This is a genomic window from Aeromonas sp. ASNIH2 (genome assembly GCF_002934795.1).
GTDB lineage: Bacteria > Pseudomonadota > Gammaproteobacteria > Enterobacterales > Aeromonadaceae > Aeromonas > Aeromonas caviae.
Genome location: NZ_CP026406.1, coordinates 2,729,073 through 2,749,101 on the forward strand (window position 1 = coordinate 2,729,073; position 20,029 = coordinate 2,749,101).

Genomic DNA, 20,029 nt, shown 5'->3' on the forward strand with positions numbered 1-20,029 from the left:
CATTGCAGAACGGCTTCAATAACCCTTGTCAAAGTCGATCCTGCCGTCCAGCTGCTGACCATCGATGAAGCGGATGTAGTTGCGGATGAAGATCTGGGCCACATCTTCCGGGAAGCTGTAGGCGCTGTTGTGGGGCGTCACGATGAGATTGGGCTGGTGCCAGAGCGGGCTGTCAGCGGGCAGGGGTTCCTGCTCGAACACATCGAGCACCGCCATGGCGGGCTTGCCGGCTTGCAGTGCCGCCAGCAGATCCCCCTCATGGACGGCATTGCCCCTGCCGACGTTGAAGAAGATGGCGCCCGGTTTGCAGTGGCCGAAGCGTTCGGCGGTGAAGAGATGGCGTGTCTCGCGGGTGGCGGGCAGCACGCTGACGATGACATCGGCCTGGGCCAGCATCTTGTTGAGTGCCGGCAATTGGTACACCTGATCGAACCCGGCACGCTCACGGCCACTGTGGCTGATGCCGAGCACCCTCATGCCAAAATGTTTGCCGGTGTGGGCGATATGCTGCCCTATGCTGCCGGTGCCGAGCAGCAGCAGCGTCTTTCCCTTCAAGCCCTGATAGGGATGGCTCTGCCAGACGCCCTGTTGCTGCTGCTCGCGATAGAGTGGCAACTGGCGGGTCAGGCTGAGCAGATGGCCGAACACATACTCGCTCATCAAGGGGCCGAAGATGCCGCGGACATTGGTGAGCAGGTAGTCGCGGCGGCAACTGGCGTCCAGCAGCACATCGACCCCGGCATAAGTCGACTGGAGCCAGCTGAGCTTGCCGGCCTTGGCCAGCAGCGGCTTGGCCCGGGCAGGCTCGGCCATCAGGATATGAGCGTCACCGATAAGCTGTTCGGCCTCGGCCTGATTGTCGGCCCGAAGAATGTGCAGATGGGGAAGATGGGCCGCCTTGAGCAGGCGTTCATAGTGGCTGTTGTCCTGACTCAACAGCAGCAGGGTACGTTGGCTCATACTCTTGTTCCTTATCGTGTTTATGGCAAGGCGAGAGGGATGCTGTCTCCATCTTACCCCAGTTGATCGGGCAAGATAGTCGAGCAGGGCGCTTTTTCATTTTTAGACGGGGCCCTCGTGGGCTACAATCTGCCCCACATTTTGCAAAGGATCCGACTCCAGTGTTTGGTGACAAGTTTTATAAGCGACTGGCCGAGCTGCAGCCCTGGCAGCAAACCGTCTATACCCTGGCGCTGGCAGAGCGCATGTACCCCAACTATGTGCTCTTTACCCAGGCCTCCGGTTTCGGGGATGCGAGGGCATTCCGTCACGCGCTGGATCAGATGTGGAACTACCTGACGGTCAAGGGATCCCGCGTCAATCTTGGTGCCATTCTGGAAGCGTTTGAAGTCTACATTCCCGATCCCCGCAAGTTTGAATCCTACGGCGCCTATCCGGCACTGGACGCCTGCGTGGCGCTGGGTTGTGCCTACAACTCGGTGATCTGTCGGGTGGGGGAAGAGGCCAACGACGCCAGCCATGCGTCTGTCGGCACGGTCGCCGGCTTCATCGAGATGCTGGAAGAGCGGGATCTCAGCGATGAGGAGCTCTATGAGCACGAGTACATGGAAGCGGAGCTGGAGTTCCAGGTCGAACTGCTCAAACGGGTGGCCCATGAACGGGACAGCGACCGCATCCTTGCCATCCGCGCCTTCGCGGCCCAGGACGGCGTCTCCAACATCGGCATCAGCCTGGAGGCGTAACGCCATCGCGTACTGCCCATAAAAAAAGCTCCCGGTCGGGAGCTTTTTTTATGGCTGCGGCTCAGGCCCGCTCTTCGGTCAGGGGGCTGACACTCAGCACGGGGGCGGCATCGATGCCGTCGGCATTCATCATGGCGGAGATGCGTTGCAGGGATGAGAGCAACAACCCCTGTTCCCAGTTCTCCAGCGCCTGAAAGCGTTGAATGAAACTCTCCTGCAAGGGGGTTGGAGCCTGGGCAAGCAGGGCGCGTCCCGCGTCAGTGAGCGTCGCATGCACCTTGCGTTTGTCGGTTTCGCTGCGAATGCGCTGCACCAGCTGGCGGCTCTCCAGCCGGTCCATGATGGTGGTGGCGGTGGCCTGGCTCATGTTGGTGTGATCCGCCAGCTGGCGCATGGAGATCTGGCCAAGCTCGTCGATCCCCTTGAGCAGCAGGAGCTGAGGCGAGGTCAGGCCGGCCTCCTTGATCAAGCGCTTGGAGTGCATGTCGATGGCACGGATGATCTGGCGCAGGGCGATCAGCACTTCATCATGTTTTTCCATGGGGTCTGGGTCATCGCAGGGCTGTGGAGAGGCGCGAAATTCTCCGCCTAATCCATAACAAGGTCAATATGGTTTTTGATGTAATGGTTTTAGCTCTAATGAACATTGTGTTAGGTTATCGGACAATTGCCCCATTCCAACCCGATATTTGAGGAGTGAAATCATGCATGACGACCTGGATATCAAGTCCCTGGTTGCCGACCTGCGTGTGGTCAGAGTTCGCTATGAACTGCCGGATACCGCGGCGTTTGTGCGTTATCAACCTGCCTATGACGAGGACCCCAACAACCTCAAGGTACACCACTACGATGGTGAGCTGCCGCTCTCTTGTAGCAACACAGGTTCTTTCAGTCTAAAGGAGTTGGTCAATGAGTTGCGCTATGCCTATGTGCTGGTTCACCTCTTCCCCGACGAGAGTGCCATGAACTTTTATCTGGCGGGTCTGGACAATGGGCTGGCACAGCTCGAGTTCATCGGTGGCTCCTATGACTTCAACCGCCTCTGGATCACCAGCGGTGTCTCCAATCTGGGGGTGCCGATGGCTATCTTCCTTGGCAAACGCCACGCAGTGAACGGTCAGCCGTCGGTGACCCTGGTGGATCACCGTGAGCAGGTGGCAGGTCGTCTGGCCTATCGCGCCATCGGCGGTGCCGGCGATCACGTGGGTGAAGACTTTTTCAACAACGACTAAGGAGGCCCGATGCGAGCAACCAAAGGGCTTTTGAAAGGCCTCAATCCCACCATGGCCATGACGGCCCTCACCGTCGTGACCCTCTTCCTGCTGTTCGGCGTCTTTGATCCGGATACCGCAGGCACCTGGTTTACCGGGGCCAAGGACACCATCATTGCTGGCTTCAAGTGGTATTACATCCTGGTGGTCGCCCTGTTCCTGTTCTTCGCCGTCTACCTGATGTTCAGCCGCTTTGGCAGCATCCGGCTGGGCGACGACGACCAGGTACCGGAGTTTGGCTACTTTGCCTGGTTCTCCATGCTGTTCAGCGCAGGCATGGGCATAGGCCTGGTGTTCTGGAGCATCGCCGAGCCCATGTATCACCTGCAGGGCAACCCCTTCATCACCGAAGGCATGACGCCGGAAGCGGCCCAGATCGCCATGCGCCTCACCTTCTTCCACTGGGGTCTGCACCCCTGGGCCATCTATGTGATCGTCGGCCTGTCGCTGGCCTTCTTCAGCTACCGGCGCAAGTTGCCGCTGGCCATCCGCTCCGTGCTCTACCCCATTCTTGGCGATCGCATCTACGGCTTCTGGGGCCATGCCGCCGACGTGCTGGCGGTGTTCGGTACCGTGTTCGGGGTGGCGACCTCCCTTGGGCTGGGCGTCTCCCAGATGAACACCGGCCTCAATCAGATGTTCGGCATGGGCGTGTCACAAGCGAACCAGCTCTGGCTCATCGGTGGCATCAGCCTGATTGCCACCCTGTCGGCCATCTCCGGCGTCGGGCGCGGGGTGAAGATCCTCTCCGAACTCAATATCTGGTTGAGCGTGTTCGTGCTGGGCCTCTTCCTGGTGCTGGGGCCGACCACCTACATCCTCAACGCCTATGTGCAGAACATCGGTGATTATCTGCAGAACATCGTCAAGCTGAGCTTCTGGACCAATACCGAAGCCAACGGCACCTCGGCCTGGCAGTCTAGCTGGACCGCGTTCTACTGGGGCTGGTGGATCGCGTGGGCACCCTTTGTCGGCATGTTCATCGCGCGCATCTCCAAGGGCCGCACGATCCGTGAATTCGTGCTCGGTGTTCTGCTGGTGCCCTCCCTGCTCGGCATGTTCTGGCTCACCGTGTTCGGCGGGACTGCCATGAACCTGGAGCTGTTCGGTGGCGGCGGCGTGGTGGAAGCGGTCAATCAGGATGTCACCATGGCGCTCTACAAGACGGTGGAACTGCTGCACTGGGAGACCTTCGGCTGGATTGCCAAGGGGGTGCTGACCCTGCTTATCTGCACCTACTTCATCACCTCCAGCGATTCGGGCACGCTAGTGATTACGACGCTGCTCTCCATCGGCGATCAGGATCCCCCGGTGCTGCACCGCGCCATCTGGGGACTGGGGCAGGGGCTGGTCGCGGCCATTCTGCTGGTCTCCGGCGGGCTTGCCGCCCTGCAGGCCGCCAGCATCATCGCCGCGCTGCCCTTCTCGGTCATCATGCTGGCCATGTGCTACTCCCTGATGCAGGGGCTCAAACAGGAGAGCCAGCACCAGTTCGAATACAGGCAGAAGCTCAAGCGCCATCCGGGGTCGGTCAATCTGAGCCTGATGGATCGCATCGGTCCGGGCTGATGACAGGTTCGGTCAAACGAAAGGGGAACCTCGCGGTTCCCCTTTTTCATGCCTGTTCGGCGGTCGGTAGCTACAGCATCTGCTTGAGTCGATAGAGCAGGTCAAGGGCCTGTCGCGGGGTCAGCTCGTCCGGGCGTACTGCTGCCAGCTCCTCCACCACAGGATGGGGTTGCGGGGCGAGAGTGACCGGAGCCGGACGGCTTTCGCCGGCGGCCACCGGAGTTGCACTCTCCAGCTCGTGCAGCTTGTGGCGGGCCTGGTGGATCACCGATTTCGGCACCCCGGCCAGCGCCGCTACCTGCAGGCCGTAGGAGCGGCTGGCCGCACCTTCCTGCACCGCGTGCATGAAGGCGATGGTGTCGCCGTGCTCCACCGCATCCAGGTGGACGTTGGCCAGCCCGCTCATCAGCTCGGGCAGGCGGGTCAGCTCAAAGTAGTGGGTGGCAAACAGGGTGTAGGCGCCAATCTTGCTTGCCAGCTGCTCGGCGCAGGCCCAGGCCAGGGAGAGGCCGTCGTAGGTGCTGGTGCCGCGGCCAATTTCGTCCATCAGCACCAGACTGCGGGCGGTGGCGTTGTTGAGGATATTGGCGGTTTCGGTCATCTCCACCATAAAGGTGGAGCGGCCGGAGGCGAGATCATCCGACGCTCCGATGCGGGTGAAGATGCGGTCGATGGGGCCGATGCGGGCGCTGTCGGCGGGCACGAATGCGCCGATATGGGCCAGCAGCACGATGAGTGCGGTCTGGCGCATGTAAGTGGATTTACCGCCCATGTTGGGGCCGGTGATGATCAGCATCCGCCGCTCCCGCTCCAGCCGTATCGGGTTGGCGATGAAGGGGTCGGTCATCACCTGCTCCACCACCGGATGGCGGCCCGCCTCGATGAGGATCTGATCCTCGTCGATGAGGGTGGGGCAGCGATAGTCGAGGGTCTCTGCCCGCTCGGCCAGGTTGGCCAGCACGTCCAGCTCCGCCAGTGCGGCAGCAGACTCCTGCAGATCGCCGAGGTGGGGCAGCAGGGCGTCGAGCAGCTCTTCGTAGAGACGTTTTTCCAGCGCCAGCGCCTGGGCCTGGGCGGTGAGCACCTTGTCCTCGTACTTCTTCAGCTCATCGATGATGTAGCGCTCGTTGTTTTTCAGCGTCTGGCGGCGGATGTAGTGGGCCGGCACCAGGTGGCTGTTGGCGCGGCTCACCTCGATATAGAAGCCGTGCACCTTGTTGTAGCCCACCTTGAGGGTGTTGATGCCGGTGAGCGCCTTCTCCCGCTCCTCGATGCGGGCCAGGCTGGCGGTGGCGCCATTGGCCAGATCCCGCAGCTCGTCCAGCTCCTGATTGAACCCTTCACGGATGACGCCGCCATCGCGGATGAGCACCGGCGGCACCTCCATCACGGCACGCTCCAGCAGGTCGAACAGCTCGGGGAAGGTGCTCGCCCGCTCGCGCAGCTGCTGCACCGCCTCGTGCTCGCTCTCCGCCAGCAGACGCTGCAACTCGGGCAGCTGAGCGAAAGCCTGCCGCAGCCGGGTCAGATCGCGCGGGCGGGCACTGCGCAGGGCGAGACGCGCCAGCACCCGCTCCACGTCGCCGACCTGGCGCAGCAGGCTCCCCAGCTCGTCATAGAGGTTCTGCTCGATGAGCTCCTTGATGGTGCTCTGGCGACCTTTGAGGATCACCCGATCGCGGATCGGCTGGTGGATCCAGCGCTTGAGCAGGCGGCTGCCCATCGGCGTGGCGGTGCAATCGAGCACGGCGGAGAGGGTGTTGTCGTGACCGCCGGCCAGATTCTGGGTCAGCTCCAGATTGCGGCGGGTGGCGGCATCCATGATGACCGCATGATCGGGCTGCTCCAGGCGCACGCTGCGAATGTGGGGCAGGGCGGTGCGCTGGGTGTCTTTCACGTACTGCATCAGGCAGCCGGCGGCGCACAGGGCGGTCTCGCTCTGCTCGACCCCAAAGCCCACCAGATCCTGGGTGCCGAACTGCTGGCACAAGAGCTTGCGGGCGGTGCCGAGCTCGAACTCCCACTCCGGGCGGCGGCGCAGACCGCGGCGACCCTCGACATGGTGCAGGAAGGCGAACGATTCGGGGTAGAGCAGCTCCGCCGGATTGGTGCGTTGCAGCTCCGCCAGCAGGGTCTCTTCTTCCTCGAACTGGTTGATGAAGAAGCGGCCGGAGCCGATGTCCATGGTGCCGTAACCGAAGCGGCGGCCATCGTGGTAGACGGCGGCGATCAGGTTGTCCTGCCGCTCGCTGAGCAGCGCCTCGTCGGAGACGGTACCTGGGGTGATGATGCGAATGACCTTGCGCTCCACCGGCCCCTTGCTGGTGGCGGGGTCCCCCACCTGCTCGCAGATGGCGGCCGATTCGCCGAGCTGTACCAGCTTGGCGAGATACCCCTCGATGGCGTGATAGGGCACCCCGGCCATCGGGATGGGGCTGCCGGCCGACTGGCCGCGCTTGGTCAGGGAGATGTCGAGCAGCTGGGAGGCCTTGCGGGCGTCGTCGTAGAAGAGCTCGTAGAAGTCGCCCATGCGATAAAACAGCAGGATCTCCGGGTTCTCGGCCTTGAGGGTCAGATACTGCTGCATCATAGGTGTGTGCTGGTGTAAATTTTCTATTGTTATCAATGTCTGTTCGCCATTAAGTTGCTGTTATTGCACTTATCTTTTTCATTGTTAAGGCTCAGCATGGTTCAGTTTGTCTCATCAAAGCTCACTAAATCTTGCTTTAAAGCGTAGGTTAAAGCGTAGGTTTATGTGATGATGAACGTGGTTGAAATGAAAACCTACGCTTTTGCTCTCATAAAAAACGATATGAAAGGATGTAAGTGATGGCCGCGCCCCAGAATAGCAAACCGCTTTCTTACAAGGCAATTGAGTCGATGAAGCCAGGAGACAAAGATAAAGTCGACGTCGGTGATTACCGAGGATTGCGAGTCGCGTGTGGAAAAACGGGAAAGAAAAGCTTTTACTATCGCTACAACGACCCTTTGAATCCGCGTAAGCAAAAGCAAGTCACCTTAGGTGTCTTTCCTGCCATGTCCTTGGAGGAGGCCAGGACCAAGTTCAAGGAATTGAAGCTCATGAGGCATCAAGGTGTCTGTCCGGCTACAGAGCTGAGCGCAGTTAAAGTCAAGCGCGACCAAGAATCTGAAGTCGTTGCACCGTTTACCATCACTGACATGATCGAGCTTTACCTGACTGAGCACATCGAAGATCGGCATGCCAAGGAAGGAGGAATTTTACTTGGAGCCCGTAAACCCAAAGGGCAAGCAGAAACACGAAGGACTCTCTATAACGATCCTGTGCGTGCATTCGGAGAGAGGTTAGCCACAGAGGTGCCAGCTAACGATATCGTGGCTTTGGTCATGGAGATTGTTGCGCGGGGAGCGAATGTGCAAGCTGGTAGTGTTCTGCGTGAGCTGTCAGCTGCTTTCGATTATGCAATTGGAACGGGCAAACTGGATGAGCACTTTGTAAACCCAGTTACGAACGCAAAGAAAAGATTAAAATTAGCGAAAGTGCGTTTAACATGTCAAAAAGGAACTCGAATTCTTAGTGATGAAGAGCTAAAAAAATTTCTTCTCTGGTTACCAAGTTCTGGTTTTACTATTCCACAGAAAAACGTGCTCAGAATGACGTTATGGACAGGATGTCGTACCGGAGAAATCTGTGGTGCTTATTGGCGAGATATTGATCTAAGTAATGGCACATTCCATTTAAAAGAAACGAAAACTGATACCGAGCGATATGTTCAGCTTCCAAGACAAGCTATCGACTTTCTTCATTCACTGAAATTAATTACAGGTGATTGTTTATTTCCATCGCTTTTGACTAAAAAGCCGATACCTCAAAAATTGTTAACTGAAACTGCGTGGCGACTGCGCAAAGACAATGTAATGATTGATATACCTTCGTGGACACCACATGACCTTCGGCGTACCGTTAGAACAGGGCTTGCAAAGCTGAAATGTCCAAGTGATATTGCAGAAGCAATATTAGGTCATGCCCCAAAGGGCATAGAAGGAACATACAACCTCCACAGATACAATGATGAGTGCAAAGAGTGGTTGCAAAAGTGGGCGGATCATTTAGACAGATTAACTGCGATATAGATGATTTTCCTCGATTAAATATAGTTTTCCGTGGGGGCGTAAGTGCCCCCATGTAACATGCAATTTTTATAGCTAGCTGAAACATTGATGCAACTACCCATCAGGATTGATGCTGCAGTACGCATCGTTAATTAGTTTTTCTATGACTGCATTTCTTTTTATTCCCTTTGCCTTTGTAATTTCTTTTAATTTTCTTTCAATGTCTACACTCATGATGAAATTATATTGTTTGCTGTCTGGATTGTTCTTTCTGTATTTTTTTTGGGTTAGGGATTTTTTAAGTCTATCAAATTTAACTATACAGTCACTTTCTTTAAATATGAAGAGTAAATCAAAGTAAGTTGTAATGGCTTCAGAAATATCATCATTGCTATTGCCGTCAATTATTTTTAAAAAAATGTCATCTTGATCTATCTGGTCTTTTATCCATAACAAATCTTCATTATCTAATCCTTTAAAGTTCAACCAGCTTTTAGGTTTTTGTTTTTTAATTATTTTACTCCAAAGCAATTCAATAAACTGAAGGTGTTTGGACTTTATAGCGATGCCATCGTCTAAGCGATCAAAATACTCAATCACCCTTTCTTTTTTTTGACGAGAGGTTTTGGCTCTTGGGTGGCTATTGGTAAAACGCATGTGACTTAATGATATTACATCTTCAAAAGAATTGCTTCTAAAATAAGCTGGCCCTGGTTGACTAAGATTTGGGAGGTTTTTTTTGTAAAGGTCACTATCTTTATCAAAAAAATAACTCCAATTATTGGTTATAGCGAATGCAAAATTACACACTCTTGGGTTCGTTACCTGTATCCAGCAAAAGTGCTCCATTTCTAGACAGTTTCTACTGAACTGTTTGAATAGAAATTCTGCGATTGCGTCAGTGTTCTCTAACTGGATGGCGTTATCTATTTTCCGAATGTAGTTTGCGATAACATAATCTTGTTTGGTTTTGAAATAGTCATTAAAAATTAATAAAATTGAGTCAGAATCAGTGTTGATGGTGTCAAAATGTAGTTGATACAGAATATATTCTGCAAATCTTCTCATTTCCTCCGTAGCTTTCAGTCTATTGAAGCGATCGCCCCATGGGTATTTAGAGTCATTTTTTATTGGTAGCCCATGGCTTGGTAATTTCATATAAATCCACTCGCGTTAAATATTGTTTAGGTTTGATACTAGTGTTTTTCTAGTGTCAGTCAAGTGTCATTATAGGGTTTTTCTAGTATGTAAATAGTGTTTTTTATGGGCTCCCAGCCCAGTTTTTTGTCGATTTTCATTGATATGTATGCATTTTTTATGAGTTAGAGAGTGTTGTGTGTAGCCTCTCGTCCCCCAGTGAAAAAATCAGGCGACAACTCCCCTGCCACTGGGGGCTCGTGATTGGTGTGAGTCTGTTCATCATTGTTTTTTACAGAGAGCTTGTATGTGAAGACCTGTAGTAGCATCGATGAGTCGTTGGTGATTTGGTATTGGCTGTGGATTATTGAGTATAAATGGTGGGGCAATGAAGCTGCTGTGATGATGGAGTCTGGGATATGTAAAAATGAACACAGAGCACCTTAGGTATGAAAAAACTTAAGGAGAGTAAAATGGGTCTCATTAAAATAAATGAATTGATCGCGATGACTAAGCTATCTCGCCCAACAATCTATCGGCTAATCAAGGCAGGGAAGTTCCCTTCACAACTCCAAACATCGCCAAAGACGGTAGCATGGGAAAAATCAGAAGTAGAAGACTGGATTCGCAAATTGGTAATGGAGCGAAAAAATCATAACTAATAATATCTTGGCTCCCTTTTTTGGGAGCTGTTTTTTAAGTTTAATGGTTTCATTATGGTCTATTTGGAGCCAGTAAATGAAGGCTGTCAATCTGCTGTGCAGATTAAGTTTATGGCATAGAATAATTGCTTGATCGTTGAGGCTAAGTTCAGAGTAAGTTTTTTATTCTAATGCTCGGTATTATCGAGACCTTATCGAAAATACCTACGATTCTTTTCGGTGATTTAGTCGGCTACTTAGTTCGGTAATAGTATTACATATACACACAAAGTGTATAACAAGGCAGAGGGGGCAGGAGATATATCGAGGGTGAGAGTGATACACCATCAGAGTGTATCACAGGGTATGTGAACGAGAACATGTGATATATACACTTCGTGTATACCAATCAGATGCACATCAGGCTTGTACATCAGATACAAGCCATTAGCTGTATAGATCTGCATAGCAAAGTATATGTAATGCACAGAGTGCTAAATGCAGATTGGTATATCAACCTAGTGGTTTGATAAGAGAGAACAGTATCAGTTGTCCGTAAAGTTTTACGTAGCAATCCTCATTAATGATGATAAGTGAAGTCACCTGAGTATCTAACCAACGGGTATAGGTATTCCATGCGAGCTATAGGAACTTATATGAAATCAAAAGTCGGGTATCATTTAATAGCCGACGAGCTAGAAAACTTACGAGGTGTGGCTGAGGCCAAGTATGGTTCAATATCCTTTGAGCAGTTGAAAACATCCGTGGAGGTAATCGCTAACTTCTTGAATAAACACCCACGAGTGTTTGCAGTGCGCGTTGACCTACGCTTCCCCCTGATATCCATCATGGATGATCCGGATATGCCGACAAGCTTCCCACCGGAGGTAGAGGAGGAAAAGGTTATTAAGCGCTTTATAGCTTCACTAAAAAGCCAAATACAGGCGGCACGTCACCGTAAGGGTAAGACGGGTAAACCATTCTTCTTTGGATTTATCTGGGTGAAGGAGCAAGTAACAAGCCAGTACCCTCATTATCACGTGGTGCTACTATTTAACAGAGATGATTACGGTCATCTTGGGGATTACTCTAATTTCGATGGAGATAACATGGCTACGCGTATCCGTAAAGCTTGGTGTAGTGCATTGAGGCTCGCATACCCTGATTATGCGTCTTTGGTGCATTTCCCTGACGATGCAGAGTATCGATTTGATCGCCGAGATGCTGACCTGCATAATGAGAAATTTTATAAATTCTTGGAGAGGACCGCGTATTTATTTAAGTTACGCACGAAAGTACGAGGTGAACGTAATTACGGGCGTAGTCAACTGATAAGGTAATGTTACACTTAATTCACTGGCCCTAGCGGGGACGCTCGGCCATTCAAATTCAATTCGGGAGTTTCTGCTCCCGGATCTGTTAAGCTAATCCCTCATTTGTTATCGCATCAGTTGGAGTAACCCATGGCAGCCTATTCCCCTCCCTTCACCCTGACCCACGCCATGTTGAGTCGGGTGGCGGAGATCGCCGAGTTGGTGGGGCAGTGGCGGTTTGCTCAGAGCTCCCAGGTGCCGATGCTGCGTCGAGAGAACCGGATCCGCACTATCCAAGCCTCCTTGGCGATTGAGCACAACACACTGAGTGTTGAACAGGTGACGGCAGTGATTGAGGGAAAGACGGTGCTTGGGCTTCCACGGGAAATCCAAGAAGTCGGTAATGCGTTTGCGGCCTATGAAGCAATGCCTGATTGGGATCCGGCTTCCGCTGATGATCTACTCGGTGCTCACATACTCCTGATGCGTGGACTCTGTGATGATGCGGGTCTCTGGCGTAGCGGTGGTGTAGGTATCTATCGAGGCGAGCAGTTGGTGCATATGGCTCCCCCTGCGAACCAGGTCCCTCGTCTGATGGGGCCTTGTTGATCAAATCCAAAGTCGGATACTCGCTCCCCAACCCGCCGGGCGGGCTTAGTTGACGGCCTGCCGAATGGGCATACCAAGCCCTATGACCTTGTTCATGACTTTTACCCCAGCCAGGATCTCACCCACCTGGGCGTTGTAGCTCCGCAGACTCAGTTTCGGACCGATGAGCTGCTTGAAGCGATACATGGCGGTCTCAGCTATCGAGCGCTGATGATAGCCAGAGTCCTTTTTCCATTGCTCCAGCTCTCCTGCCTTGAGCGCGGCAACCGCCTCGTTGCGTGGATAGCCTTTCTTCCAGAATGCCGCATTCTTTCTCGGCGGTATGGTGGCCTTGATGCCCTTCTTTTGCAGTAGGGTATAGCAGGCTCTGGTGTCATAGGCACCATCGGCGCTGACTTGTTCTATCTTGCGGCGCAAGGGGTTGAGCAGCGTGGGCAACACCTCGTTATCGCCCACCGTTTCCAGGCTGACTTCGGCTGCAACGATGGCATGGGTCGCCGCATCTACGGCCAGGTGAAGCTTGCGCCAGACGCGGCGTTTCTCCTTGCCGTGCTTGCGAATTTTCCATTCGCCTTCGCCATAGACCTTGAGTCCGGTGGCATCGATGACCAGGTGAGCCACTGGGCCATGGCTCGATAGGCGGTACTTGATTTCGACCGTCTTGGCGCGCTTGCTGATACAGCTAATGGGATGGTCGCCCCTCCTAAACTGGCAGCACCTGTGCCAACGTGTGGGACGATACATTCATCAATGTGAGCGGAGCGATCAACATGAACGTTAAAACTATCGGGATCGATTTGGCGAAAGCGATTTTCCAGATACACGGTGTGAACGAACACGGTAAGTGCCTGTTTAACAAGCAGCTCAAGCGGGCACAAATGATCAGCTTTTTTGCCAATCTGCCACCCTGTCTGGTTGGCATGGAAGCCTGTAGCAGCGCCCACTATTGGGCCAGAAAACTGCAAGGGCTAGGACATACCGTTAAACTGATGGCCCCGCAGTTTGTTAAACCCTACGTGAAGACCAACAAGAACGATGCGGCGGATGCTGAGGCGATCTGCGAAGCGGTGAGCCGGCCGAACATGCGGTTTGTGCCAATGAAGAGTAGTGAGCAGTTAGCCGTCCTAGCGCTGCACCGCGCCCGACAAGGCTTTGTTAAGGCGAGGACCGCACAGGCCAACCAGCTACGTGGTCTGCTGGCAGAACACGGGATCATCATCCCTAAAGGCATTGCCCACATTGGCAAGCATCTGCCCGAGATCCTAGAGGAGTACGAGGACGGGTTGCCAGGGACGTTTCGGCAATTGCTCGAGCGCCTGGGGGAGCATCTCAAGGCGCTCGACCGGCAGGTTCAGGAACTAGAGGTCCAACTCCAGAGCTGGCATCGTGAGAACGTCGCCAGCAAGAAGCTGGCGCAGATCCCGGGGATCGGCCCGCTCACCGCGAGTGCCTTGATCGCCTCCGTCGGAGACGCAAAAAGTTTCCTGATTACCCATGACCCTCAGCCAGCTTCAAGAGTCGATATGGCATCGGAGGGCTTGCCACGACTGCATGCCCCAATTCTACCAACATGCTATTGAGGTCAAAACGATGATTAAACCGGAAGCAGTATTCCGCAAGATGCCTTGGTAAATGCTTCGCTCCGAGCGTATGGCAACCGCGATTCTCACTATTCAAGCCAAATTAAATCTTTTTATGCGATACATACACGATTTCTACCTTCGTTTTTTGCATGATATAAAGCACTATCCGCTTCTAGTAGTAATGTTTCTTCAGTCTTTATATGTGAGGTATTATCTGAACAGGCAATACCAAAGCTCATGGTGACAGAAAAATTGCCTTCATTCCTTTCAAACTTTAGATCAGAAATTGCTTGACGGATACGCTCTATAATTAACAGAGCATCTGTGGCATTGGTTTCACCCAGTATAATTAAAAACTCCTCACCACCATAACGCCCAACACAATCATGACTCCTTAAGTGGTTAGTTAAACTTTTACTGACCTCCTTCAGCGCTGTATCACCAGCAACATGACCATATGTGTCGTTGACATGTTTGAAATGATCTATATCAGCAAGTATTACAGTAGTAGGCTGTTTTTTTCTTGTGTCTTTTTCGATGGTGTTTTTTAGGAATTCCATTATAGCGCCCCGATGAAAAACACCAGTAAGTGCATCCCGAGAAGACTGCTCTTTGAGTTGCGCCAATGCATTTACCAACTGATTGTTTATGTCATAGATGCGTTGATAAAGACGGCTTTTTTCGACTAAAAATGATATTTGCCTTGCAAGGTTAATAAATATTTTTTGGTGGGCATCAATGTATGTGTTTTTTTCTTTGCTAGAGAAGAAAATGAAACCGATAGGCTTACCATCTGCAATGAGCGGGCAGGTTAAACTTGATTGAATGCCTTCAGCAACTATTAATTTAGTTGATAATGAGTTAGGGTTTTCAGCTAAATATAGTTGCAGGTCGTTAAGAATGCGGGGTTGTTGCGAGGTTAGTATCCCCTCTAAACTACTACCACTTAAAAAAGCAGTATATCCATTTTTGATCATTACTTTTTCTGGGTAATTGCTTTTTGTCCAATGAGCGAAAACCCGCTCATAATCATCAGATATTAATGCGCAGCCGATCCTATCGTAAGGTATTATTTCATGAAATGTGTCATATATGCGATTTAAAACCTCATCAAGAACACTGCCTTTACTGATTTCAGTGGATATTTCTTGAATTTTATTAAACCCATCAAGTCGGGCATCAAGCCAGGCAGCCAACTGAACAAGATCAGATTCAAAATCGAGAATGGATTCTATGTTGGTATCCTTCGGGAAAGATAAGGAACATTTGCCTTGTTTAATTTTTTTTATGGCTTCTCTGTATGAAGCTAACCGTTGAACTGATAGTGTTACATCGTTCATATCTTGTCCTTATCGGTACTGCGTTGACTTTTTGTAGCATAACGTCTGTTTAATCGATGATGCGAATAATACCTTGAGATCGTGATCTCCATCTAGATCTCTATCGCAGCGTGACATAATGGGTCATCAAATCATCTTCGCCGACAGTAAATTCAGCAGCAAGCGCCATCAGACCCGTAAAGCGATTTTTGCCCCTTCATGATCCCAGAAAAAGATCGTGAATTTAATCAATTAGCTACCTGATTACCCATGACCCTCAGCCAGCTTCAAGAGCCGATATGGCATCGGAGGGCTTGCCACGACTGCATGCCCCAATTCTACCAACATGCTATTGAGGTCAAAACGATGATTAAACCGGAAGCAGTATTCCGCAAGATGCCTTGGTAAATGCTTCGCTCCGAGCGTATGGCAACTGCCCCGCAGCGAGTTTTTCACATTTCCTATCATCGTGTTTACCCAGTTGAATGCCGGATGATCCAGCCAGTCCAGGTTGCCCCCGGTGACAACTCCCAGGTGCTCACAATTGGCCTCCTTGACCGCTTTGAAACAGGCCAATCCATCGGATATCACCGCGCTACCACTGGCAATATGCCGTTTTGCCCAATCAGCAACGGACTTGGTTTTGAAACCATCGACCACCGTCATCCGCATCTTGATTGGATGTCCTTCCTTGTTCAGGGCCACTGCTGCCACAAACGGCGTCTTGCCTGCCGCGCCCCGACCCCGTTTGCCACCACGGCGCTCGCCACCCCAGTAGACATCATCGAGCTGAATGATGCCGCTGATGGGCTGCTTGTCATCGGACTCTTTCATGGCTTGCAGCAGCTTGTGCTTGAGCATCCAGGCGGTGTCATATTTGACGCCCAACTGGCGCTTTAGCTCCATCGCTGACAAGCCTGTTTTGGTTTGTGACAACAGGTGCATTGCCAGAAACCACTTGGTCAGTGGGAGCTTGGTGTTTGCGAAAATCGTGTTTCCAGTCAATGACATCTGGTGACGGCAGTGATTGCATTGCCACACACGTGGCCGCCTTCTCAGGCGACAACAGGTCTTGTTGGCACATTCAGGGCAGACAAAGCCGTTAGGAAAACGCCAAGTGAACAGCGCGTTTTCGCACTGAGCCTCAGTGCCATAGTCCTTGAGAAACTCAAACAGGCTGTAGCCTTTCTGGAATTGGATTTTGCTTTTGGCCATGATCTCGCACCTCGATAACTGTACGTAAGATCAGTATAGTTCGTGGTAACTGACTGCTAATCATGGGTAATCAGGAAGGGATAACCGATGGTAAAGTAAGTTATCCCTGTCGAGATACTGAAAAGCGTTATCCTCGTTTTTCCCAAAACTGTTTTGCCAGTTCGCTCAGAGCGCTAGTTAACTGAGCGACAGATTTCGCACTTTGCAAATTATTCTGCCCGGTCTGTACATTGGTATCAGCAGCATCGCGTATATTGTTAATACTGCGGTTGATGTCTTCACTTACTGCTCCCTGCTGCTCGACCGCAGTCGCTATTTGCGCGTTCATGTCGGTAATTTCGTTAACACGTTGGCCAATTCCATCAAGAGCTGTAGCTGCTTCCTCTGCGTGAGCTACACTCGTGTGCGCTTGCCGACCACTTTGCTCCATGACTGTAACAGCGGATTGCGCTCGCTCTTGTAGAGCGCTGATCATGCTTTGAATATCCGTTGTCGATTGCTGGGTGCGAGCAGCAAGACTGCGAACCTCATCGGCGACAACAGCAAAACCACGCCCCTGCTCACCAGCACGCGCGGCCTCAATTGCTGCGTTGAGTGCCAACAAATTCGTTTGATCGGCGATCCCTCGTATAACGTCAAGAATTTTTGATATCTCGTTACTTTGACCTTCAAGCTCATGAATAACCTGAGCGGCTTGCCTAATTTCACCTTCAAGGGCAGTGATTGACTGGCTTGTGTGGGCTACCAGACGCTGGCCAGATGCCGTCTCAGTGTCTGCTCTTCCGGCCGCATCTGCAGCATGCTGTGCATTGCTCGCAACCTCTTGAATGCTTGCAGTCATTTGGTTTACTGCCGTTGCTATTTGATCTGTCTCTGCCTGCTGCTCAACTGTAAGTACATTGCTTGACTCAATATCCTTTAGTAGGCCTCGGGTGTGTTCGCTAAGCCGATTTGATGCATCATCTATGCGACCTACTACGGCGCCTGTTTCAGCTTGCATCATTCGTAAAGCAAACTCTATTTGGCCAAACTCATCGGTGCGCCCAGTGTAGACGGATTGACTTAATGGGTTATTGGAAATATTCTTGGCTCTTTCAACCAGTCTTCCAAGAGGAGAGAGAATAGCCAAAACACTAACAGAGCTTAAGCTTCCTGACATTAAAGTAGCTAACAATAAGCTGTTTATTGATGTATCAGTAAGCATGCCGGCAGCCATTGCGCTTGATATAATACTACCCCATATGAGCAAGAGTATTTTCACGGAAAAGCTAGCAACCCATTTCGGCCTCGCGGCCTTCCCGCTTCTCAATTGAGCATATAATTTTTCCGCAGCCAAAACCTGCTCAGGTTCAGGCTTGGTCCTTACAGACTGGTATTCAACAATCGAACCATTCTTAGCTATTGGCGTTACATAAGCACTTACCCAATAGTGGTCGCCATTTTTACAGCGATTTTTTACTAGCCCCATCCATGAGCGGCCAGATTTTAATGTACTCCACATATGCTCAAATGCAGCAGGCGGCATATCTGGGTGTCTTACGATGTTGTGAGGCTGGCCTAATAGTTCTTCCTCAGTGAAACCACTGATTTTAATGAAGTCAGGATTAACGTACGTGATATGGCTTTGAGGGGAGGTAGTCGAAAGAATATTGGCATCTTTTGGGAGTTCTAAGTTTCGACCCGTCACTGGTAAATTCTGGCGCATAAGAGCCTCAAGAGTTGGCTGTTTTATTTTATTGTGTTCGGCATTAAGCCCAATTTCTTTAGCGTTACGATAAAGCTAGCATGGACACGATAGGTGCAGCAAGTTAAGGGTTGCATTGCGCATGTAAATCTAGGTTATACCCTAACTGGATGTCAGGCAAGGCCGCGCCGCTTCGTCAGAATAGAGTCATCTTTCGCATTTTTTGACACATGCCCGCGAAGGTCATAGATTTCAGCCTGACAGAAACGGGGTTTGAGGCACAACGGAACAGAAGGAGCACTTAAGCCGCCTTCAACCAAGGAGACATCGTGCAGGGGCACCGCATCGGCTACGTCCGGGTCAGCAGCTTCGACCAGAACCCGGAACGCCAGCTGGAACAGACCCAGGTGAGCAAGGTGTTCACCGACAAAGCCTCGGGCAAGGACACCCAGCGCCCCCAGCTCGAAGCGCTACTGAGCTTCGTCCGCGAGGGCGACACCGTGGTGGTGCACAGCATGGATCGTCTGGCCCGCAACCTCGACGACCTGCGCCGCCTTGTACAGAAGCTGACCCAGCGCGGCGTACGCATCGAGTTCTTGAAGGAGGGGCTGGTATTCACCGGCGAGGACTCGCCGATGGCCAACCTGATGCTGTCGGTGATGGGGGCCTTCGCCGAGTTCGAGCGTGCGCTGATCCGTGAGCAGCAGCGCTACCGGGCCAGCGGCCTCAACCTGGTGACGGCGGCTATCGTGCTGTGGAACACGGTGTACCTGGAGCGCGCCACCCAGGGGTTGGTCGAGGCCGGCAAGCCGAGGTTGCGGCTGCTGCCAGCCAATCCGGCGTTCGCGCCTATCGACCCTTGTATGAGTCTCTCCCTGGAGTTGTTCGGAGTGGTCACCCATGTGATTGGCAATCTGAGGCAGCGTGATGGCTATAGCGCTCGTTGATGTAAACAACTTCTACGCCAGCTGTGAGCGGCTGTTTCGCCCTGAGCTGCTAGGGCCGCGCTGGATCGTCAACTTTCCGACCAAACAGCACTGGCGCAATCCGGCACAGATGGCGTGGATCCAGGACGGTTTGCAGGATCTGCGGGCCTGGTTACAGGCGCAGCAGGTCTCCTCGATTGCCATTCCACCACTGGGGGCTGGCAACGGTGGTCTGCCTTGGCCGGAGGTCAAACAGGCGATCGAAACGGCACTGGGCGATCTGGATATCGATATCCTGCTCTATGAGCCCAGTAGCCAATACCAAAATGTGGCCAAGCGCGGCGGGGTGGCGGAGCTGACTCCGGCCCGGGCCCTGATTGCTGAACTGGTGCGTCGCTACTGGTTTTTAGGGATGGAGTGCAGCTTGCTGGAGATCCAGAAACTGGCCTGGTTTCTGGCTCGGGTCATTGGCCTTAACCCGCTGGGGGATCCGCTGCAGTTGCAGTTTAAGGCCCATCGTTATGGCCCTTATGCCAACAATCTGACCCATCTGCTCAATGCGATGGACGGCAGTTATCTGCAGTCCGACAAGCGCATCCCGGATAGCAAGCCGTTTGATGTCATCTGGTTTAATGAGGCTAAAAAACAAGAGCTTGCCGTTTATCTCAATACCGAGGCCAAAGCATTTTTACCGATACTGGAGCAGACGACCGCGTTAATCGATGGTTTTGAGTCGCCCTATGGCATGGAGTTATTGGCCACGGTGGACTGGCTGATGGTCGAAGAGGGCTGTGCGCCGACACTGAGCGCGCTGCGCGAGGGGTTGCACCGCTGGCCAGCGGGAACCCCGTGGGGTGATCGCAAGGCGCGGCTGTTTGATGATCGCAGCCTGCAGATCGCCTTGACCCGTTTGCAGCAGGGATTGGTGTAACGAAGTGGGTGTAACAAATAAGAGTGGCTGCGAGGT

At 52.4% G+C, this 20,029-nt stretch carries 15 protein-coding genes and 5 pseudogenes; 11 read left to right on the plus strand and 9 right to left on the minus strand.

What is annotated here, in order from left to right; translation table 11 throughout:
* Positions 1-15: 15 nt before the first annotated feature.
* Positions 16-960 carry a D-2-hydroxyacid dehydrogenase gene (locus tag C3F36_RS12905; protein ID WP_043152907.1) on the minus strand — a complete coding sequence of 315 codons (945 nt, stop codon included), beginning with the start codon at positions 958-960 and terminating at the stop codon, positions 16-18.
* Between the two features lie 161 nt (positions 961-1,121).
* On the opposite strand from C3F36_RS12905, the gene C3F36_RS12910 reads away from it, so the two are divergent.
* Positions 1,122-1,703: a YjaG family protein gene (locus C3F36_RS12910; RefSeq protein ID WP_042864483.1), complete on the plus strand. Its 582-nt coding sequence runs from the start codon at positions 1,122-1,124 to the stop codon at positions 1,701-1,703.
* A gap of 61 nt (positions 1,704-1,764) precedes the next feature.
* Here the strand turns inward: C3F36_RS12910 and C3F36_RS12915 are convergent, their stop codons facing one another.
* The gene (locus C3F36_RS12915) at positions 1,765-2,244 is read right to left on the minus strand and encodes a MarR family winged helix-turn-helix transcriptional regulator (protein WP_010672813.1); all 480 of its coding nucleotides are present in this window, start codon (positions 2,242-2,244) and stop codon (positions 1,765-1,767) included.
* Between the two features lie 163 nt (positions 2,245-2,407).
* On the opposite strand from C3F36_RS12915, the gene C3F36_RS12920 reads away from it, so the two are divergent.
* Both C3F36_RS12920 and C3F36_RS12925 read left to right on the plus strand, forming a co-directional pair.
* The gene (locus tag C3F36_RS12920; RefSeq protein WP_010672814.1) at positions 2,408-2,935 is read left to right on the plus strand and encodes a hypothetical protein; all 528 of its coding nucleotides are present in this window, start codon (positions 2,408-2,410) and stop codon (positions 2,933-2,935) included.
* Between the two features lie 9 nt (positions 2,936-2,944).
* Positions 2,945-4,543: a BCCT family transporter gene (locus tag C3F36_RS12925; RefSeq protein ID WP_049636524.1), complete on the plus strand. Its 1,599-nt coding sequence runs from the start codon at positions 2,945-2,947 to the stop codon at positions 4,541-4,543.
* Between the two features lie 70 nt (positions 4,544-4,613).
* Here the strand turns inward: C3F36_RS12925 and mutS are convergent, their stop codons facing one another.
* Positions 4,614-7,169, minus strand: a complete 2,556-nt coding sequence (gene mutS / locus C3F36_RS12930) for a DNA mismatch repair protein MutS (protein WP_104455203.1) — start codon at positions 7,167-7,169, stop codon at positions 4,614-4,616.
* A 203-nt stretch (positions 7,170-7,372) separates the two neighbouring features.
* On the opposite strand from mutS, the gene C3F36_RS12935 reads away from it, so the two are divergent.
* Positions 7,373-8,656, plus strand: coding sequence for a tyrosine-type recombinase/integrase (locus C3F36_RS12935; protein WP_042081336.1), 1,284 nt, complete (start codon positions 7,373-7,375; stop codon positions 8,654-8,656).
* 93 nt (positions 8,657-8,749) lie between these two features.
* Here the strand turns inward: C3F36_RS12935 and C3F36_RS23315 are convergent, their stop codons facing one another.
* A complete protein-coding gene (locus tag C3F36_RS23315) occupies positions 8,750-9,793 on the minus strand; it encodes a hypothetical protein (RefSeq protein ID WP_133295844.1) in 1,044 nt (347 codons plus the stop codon).
* A 452-nt stretch (positions 9,794-10,245) separates the two neighbouring features.
* Between C3F36_RS23315 and C3F36_RS24165 the strand changes: the two genes are divergently transcribed.
* The 3 genes from C3F36_RS24165 (at position 10,246) to C3F36_RS12955 (ending at position 12,335) form a co-directional block, all read left to right on the plus strand.
* Entirely contained in the window at positions 10,246-10,434 is a 189-nt protein-coding gene (locus tag C3F36_RS24165; RefSeq protein ID WP_042081333.1) for a helix-turn-helix transcriptional regulator, read from the plus strand.
* 635 nt (positions 10,435-11,069) lie between these two features.
* The gene (locus tag C3F36_RS12950; protein WP_043851559.1) at positions 11,070-11,753 is read left to right on the plus strand and encodes an inovirus Gp2 family protein; all 684 of its coding nucleotides are present in this window, start codon (positions 11,070-11,072) and stop codon (positions 11,751-11,753) included.
* A gap of 123 nt (positions 11,754-11,876) precedes the next feature.
* Positions 11,877-12,335, plus strand: coding sequence for a Fic family protein (locus C3F36_RS12955; RefSeq protein ID WP_233759650.1), 459 nt, complete (start codon positions 11,877-11,879; stop codon positions 12,333-12,335).
* Positions 12,336-12,380: 45 nt separating this feature from the next.
* Here C3F36_RS12955 and C3F36_RS12960 read toward each other — a convergent pair.
* Positions 12,381-13,019 (minus strand): annotated as a pseudogene (locus C3F36_RS12960) (IS5 family transposase); the annotation flags it as partial.
* An 86-nt stretch (positions 13,020-13,105) separates the two neighbouring features.
* Between C3F36_RS12960 and C3F36_RS12965 the strand changes: the two are divergent.
* Positions 13,106-13,819: pseudogene (locus tag C3F36_RS12965) on the plus strand (IS110 family transposase); the annotation flags it as partial.
* Positions 13,820-13,823: 4 nt separating this feature from the next.
* On the opposite strand, the pseudogene C3F36_RS12970 reads toward C3F36_RS12965, so the two are convergent.
* The 4 genes and pseudogenes from C3F36_RS12970 to C3F36_RS12985 form a co-directional block, all read right to left on the minus strand.
* Positions 13,824-13,991: pseudogene (locus tag C3F36_RS12970) on the minus strand (IS1595 family transposase); the annotation flags it as partial.
* 37 nt (positions 13,992-14,028) lie between these two features.
* On the minus strand, positions 14,029-15,258 hold the full coding sequence (locus C3F36_RS12975; protein ID WP_005344802.1) for a sensor domain-containing diguanylate cyclase: 1,230 nt from the start codon (positions 15,256-15,258) through the stop codon (positions 14,029-14,031).
* A gap of 243 nt (positions 15,259-15,501) precedes the next feature.
* Complete coding sequence (locus C3F36_RS12980; protein WP_043851557.1) at positions 15,502-16,452, minus strand: IS1595-like element ISKpn3 family transposase; 951 nt, start codon at positions 16,450-16,452, stop codon at positions 15,502-15,504.
* A 127-nt stretch (positions 16,453-16,579) separates the two neighbouring features.
* Complete coding sequence (locus C3F36_RS12985; protein WP_024946372.1) at positions 16,580-18,157, minus strand: methyl-accepting chemotaxis protein; 1,578 nt, start codon at positions 18,155-18,157, stop codon at positions 16,580-16,582.
* A 308-nt stretch (positions 18,158-18,465) separates the two neighbouring features.
* On the opposite strand from C3F36_RS12985, the pseudogene C3F36_RS23320 reads away from it, so the two are divergent.
* From C3F36_RS23320 to darG, 3 genes and pseudogenes are all read left to right on the plus strand, one after another.
* Positions 18,466-18,834, plus strand: a pseudogene (locus C3F36_RS23320) (recombinase family protein); the annotation flags it as partial.
* Positions 18,835-18,942 (plus strand): annotated as a pseudogene (locus C3F36_RS24170) (Tn3 family transposase); the annotation flags it as partial.
* Positions 18,943-19,063: 121 nt separating this feature from the next.
* Positions 19,064-19,993 (plus strand): type II toxin-antitoxin system antitoxin DNA ADP-ribosyl glycohydrolase DarG, encoded by a 930-nt coding sequence (gene darG / locus C3F36_RS12995; RefSeq protein WP_199769590.1) that lies wholly within the window; start codon positions 19,064-19,066, stop codon positions 19,991-19,993.
* The last annotated feature ends 36 nt before the right edge of the window (positions 19,994-20,029 follow it).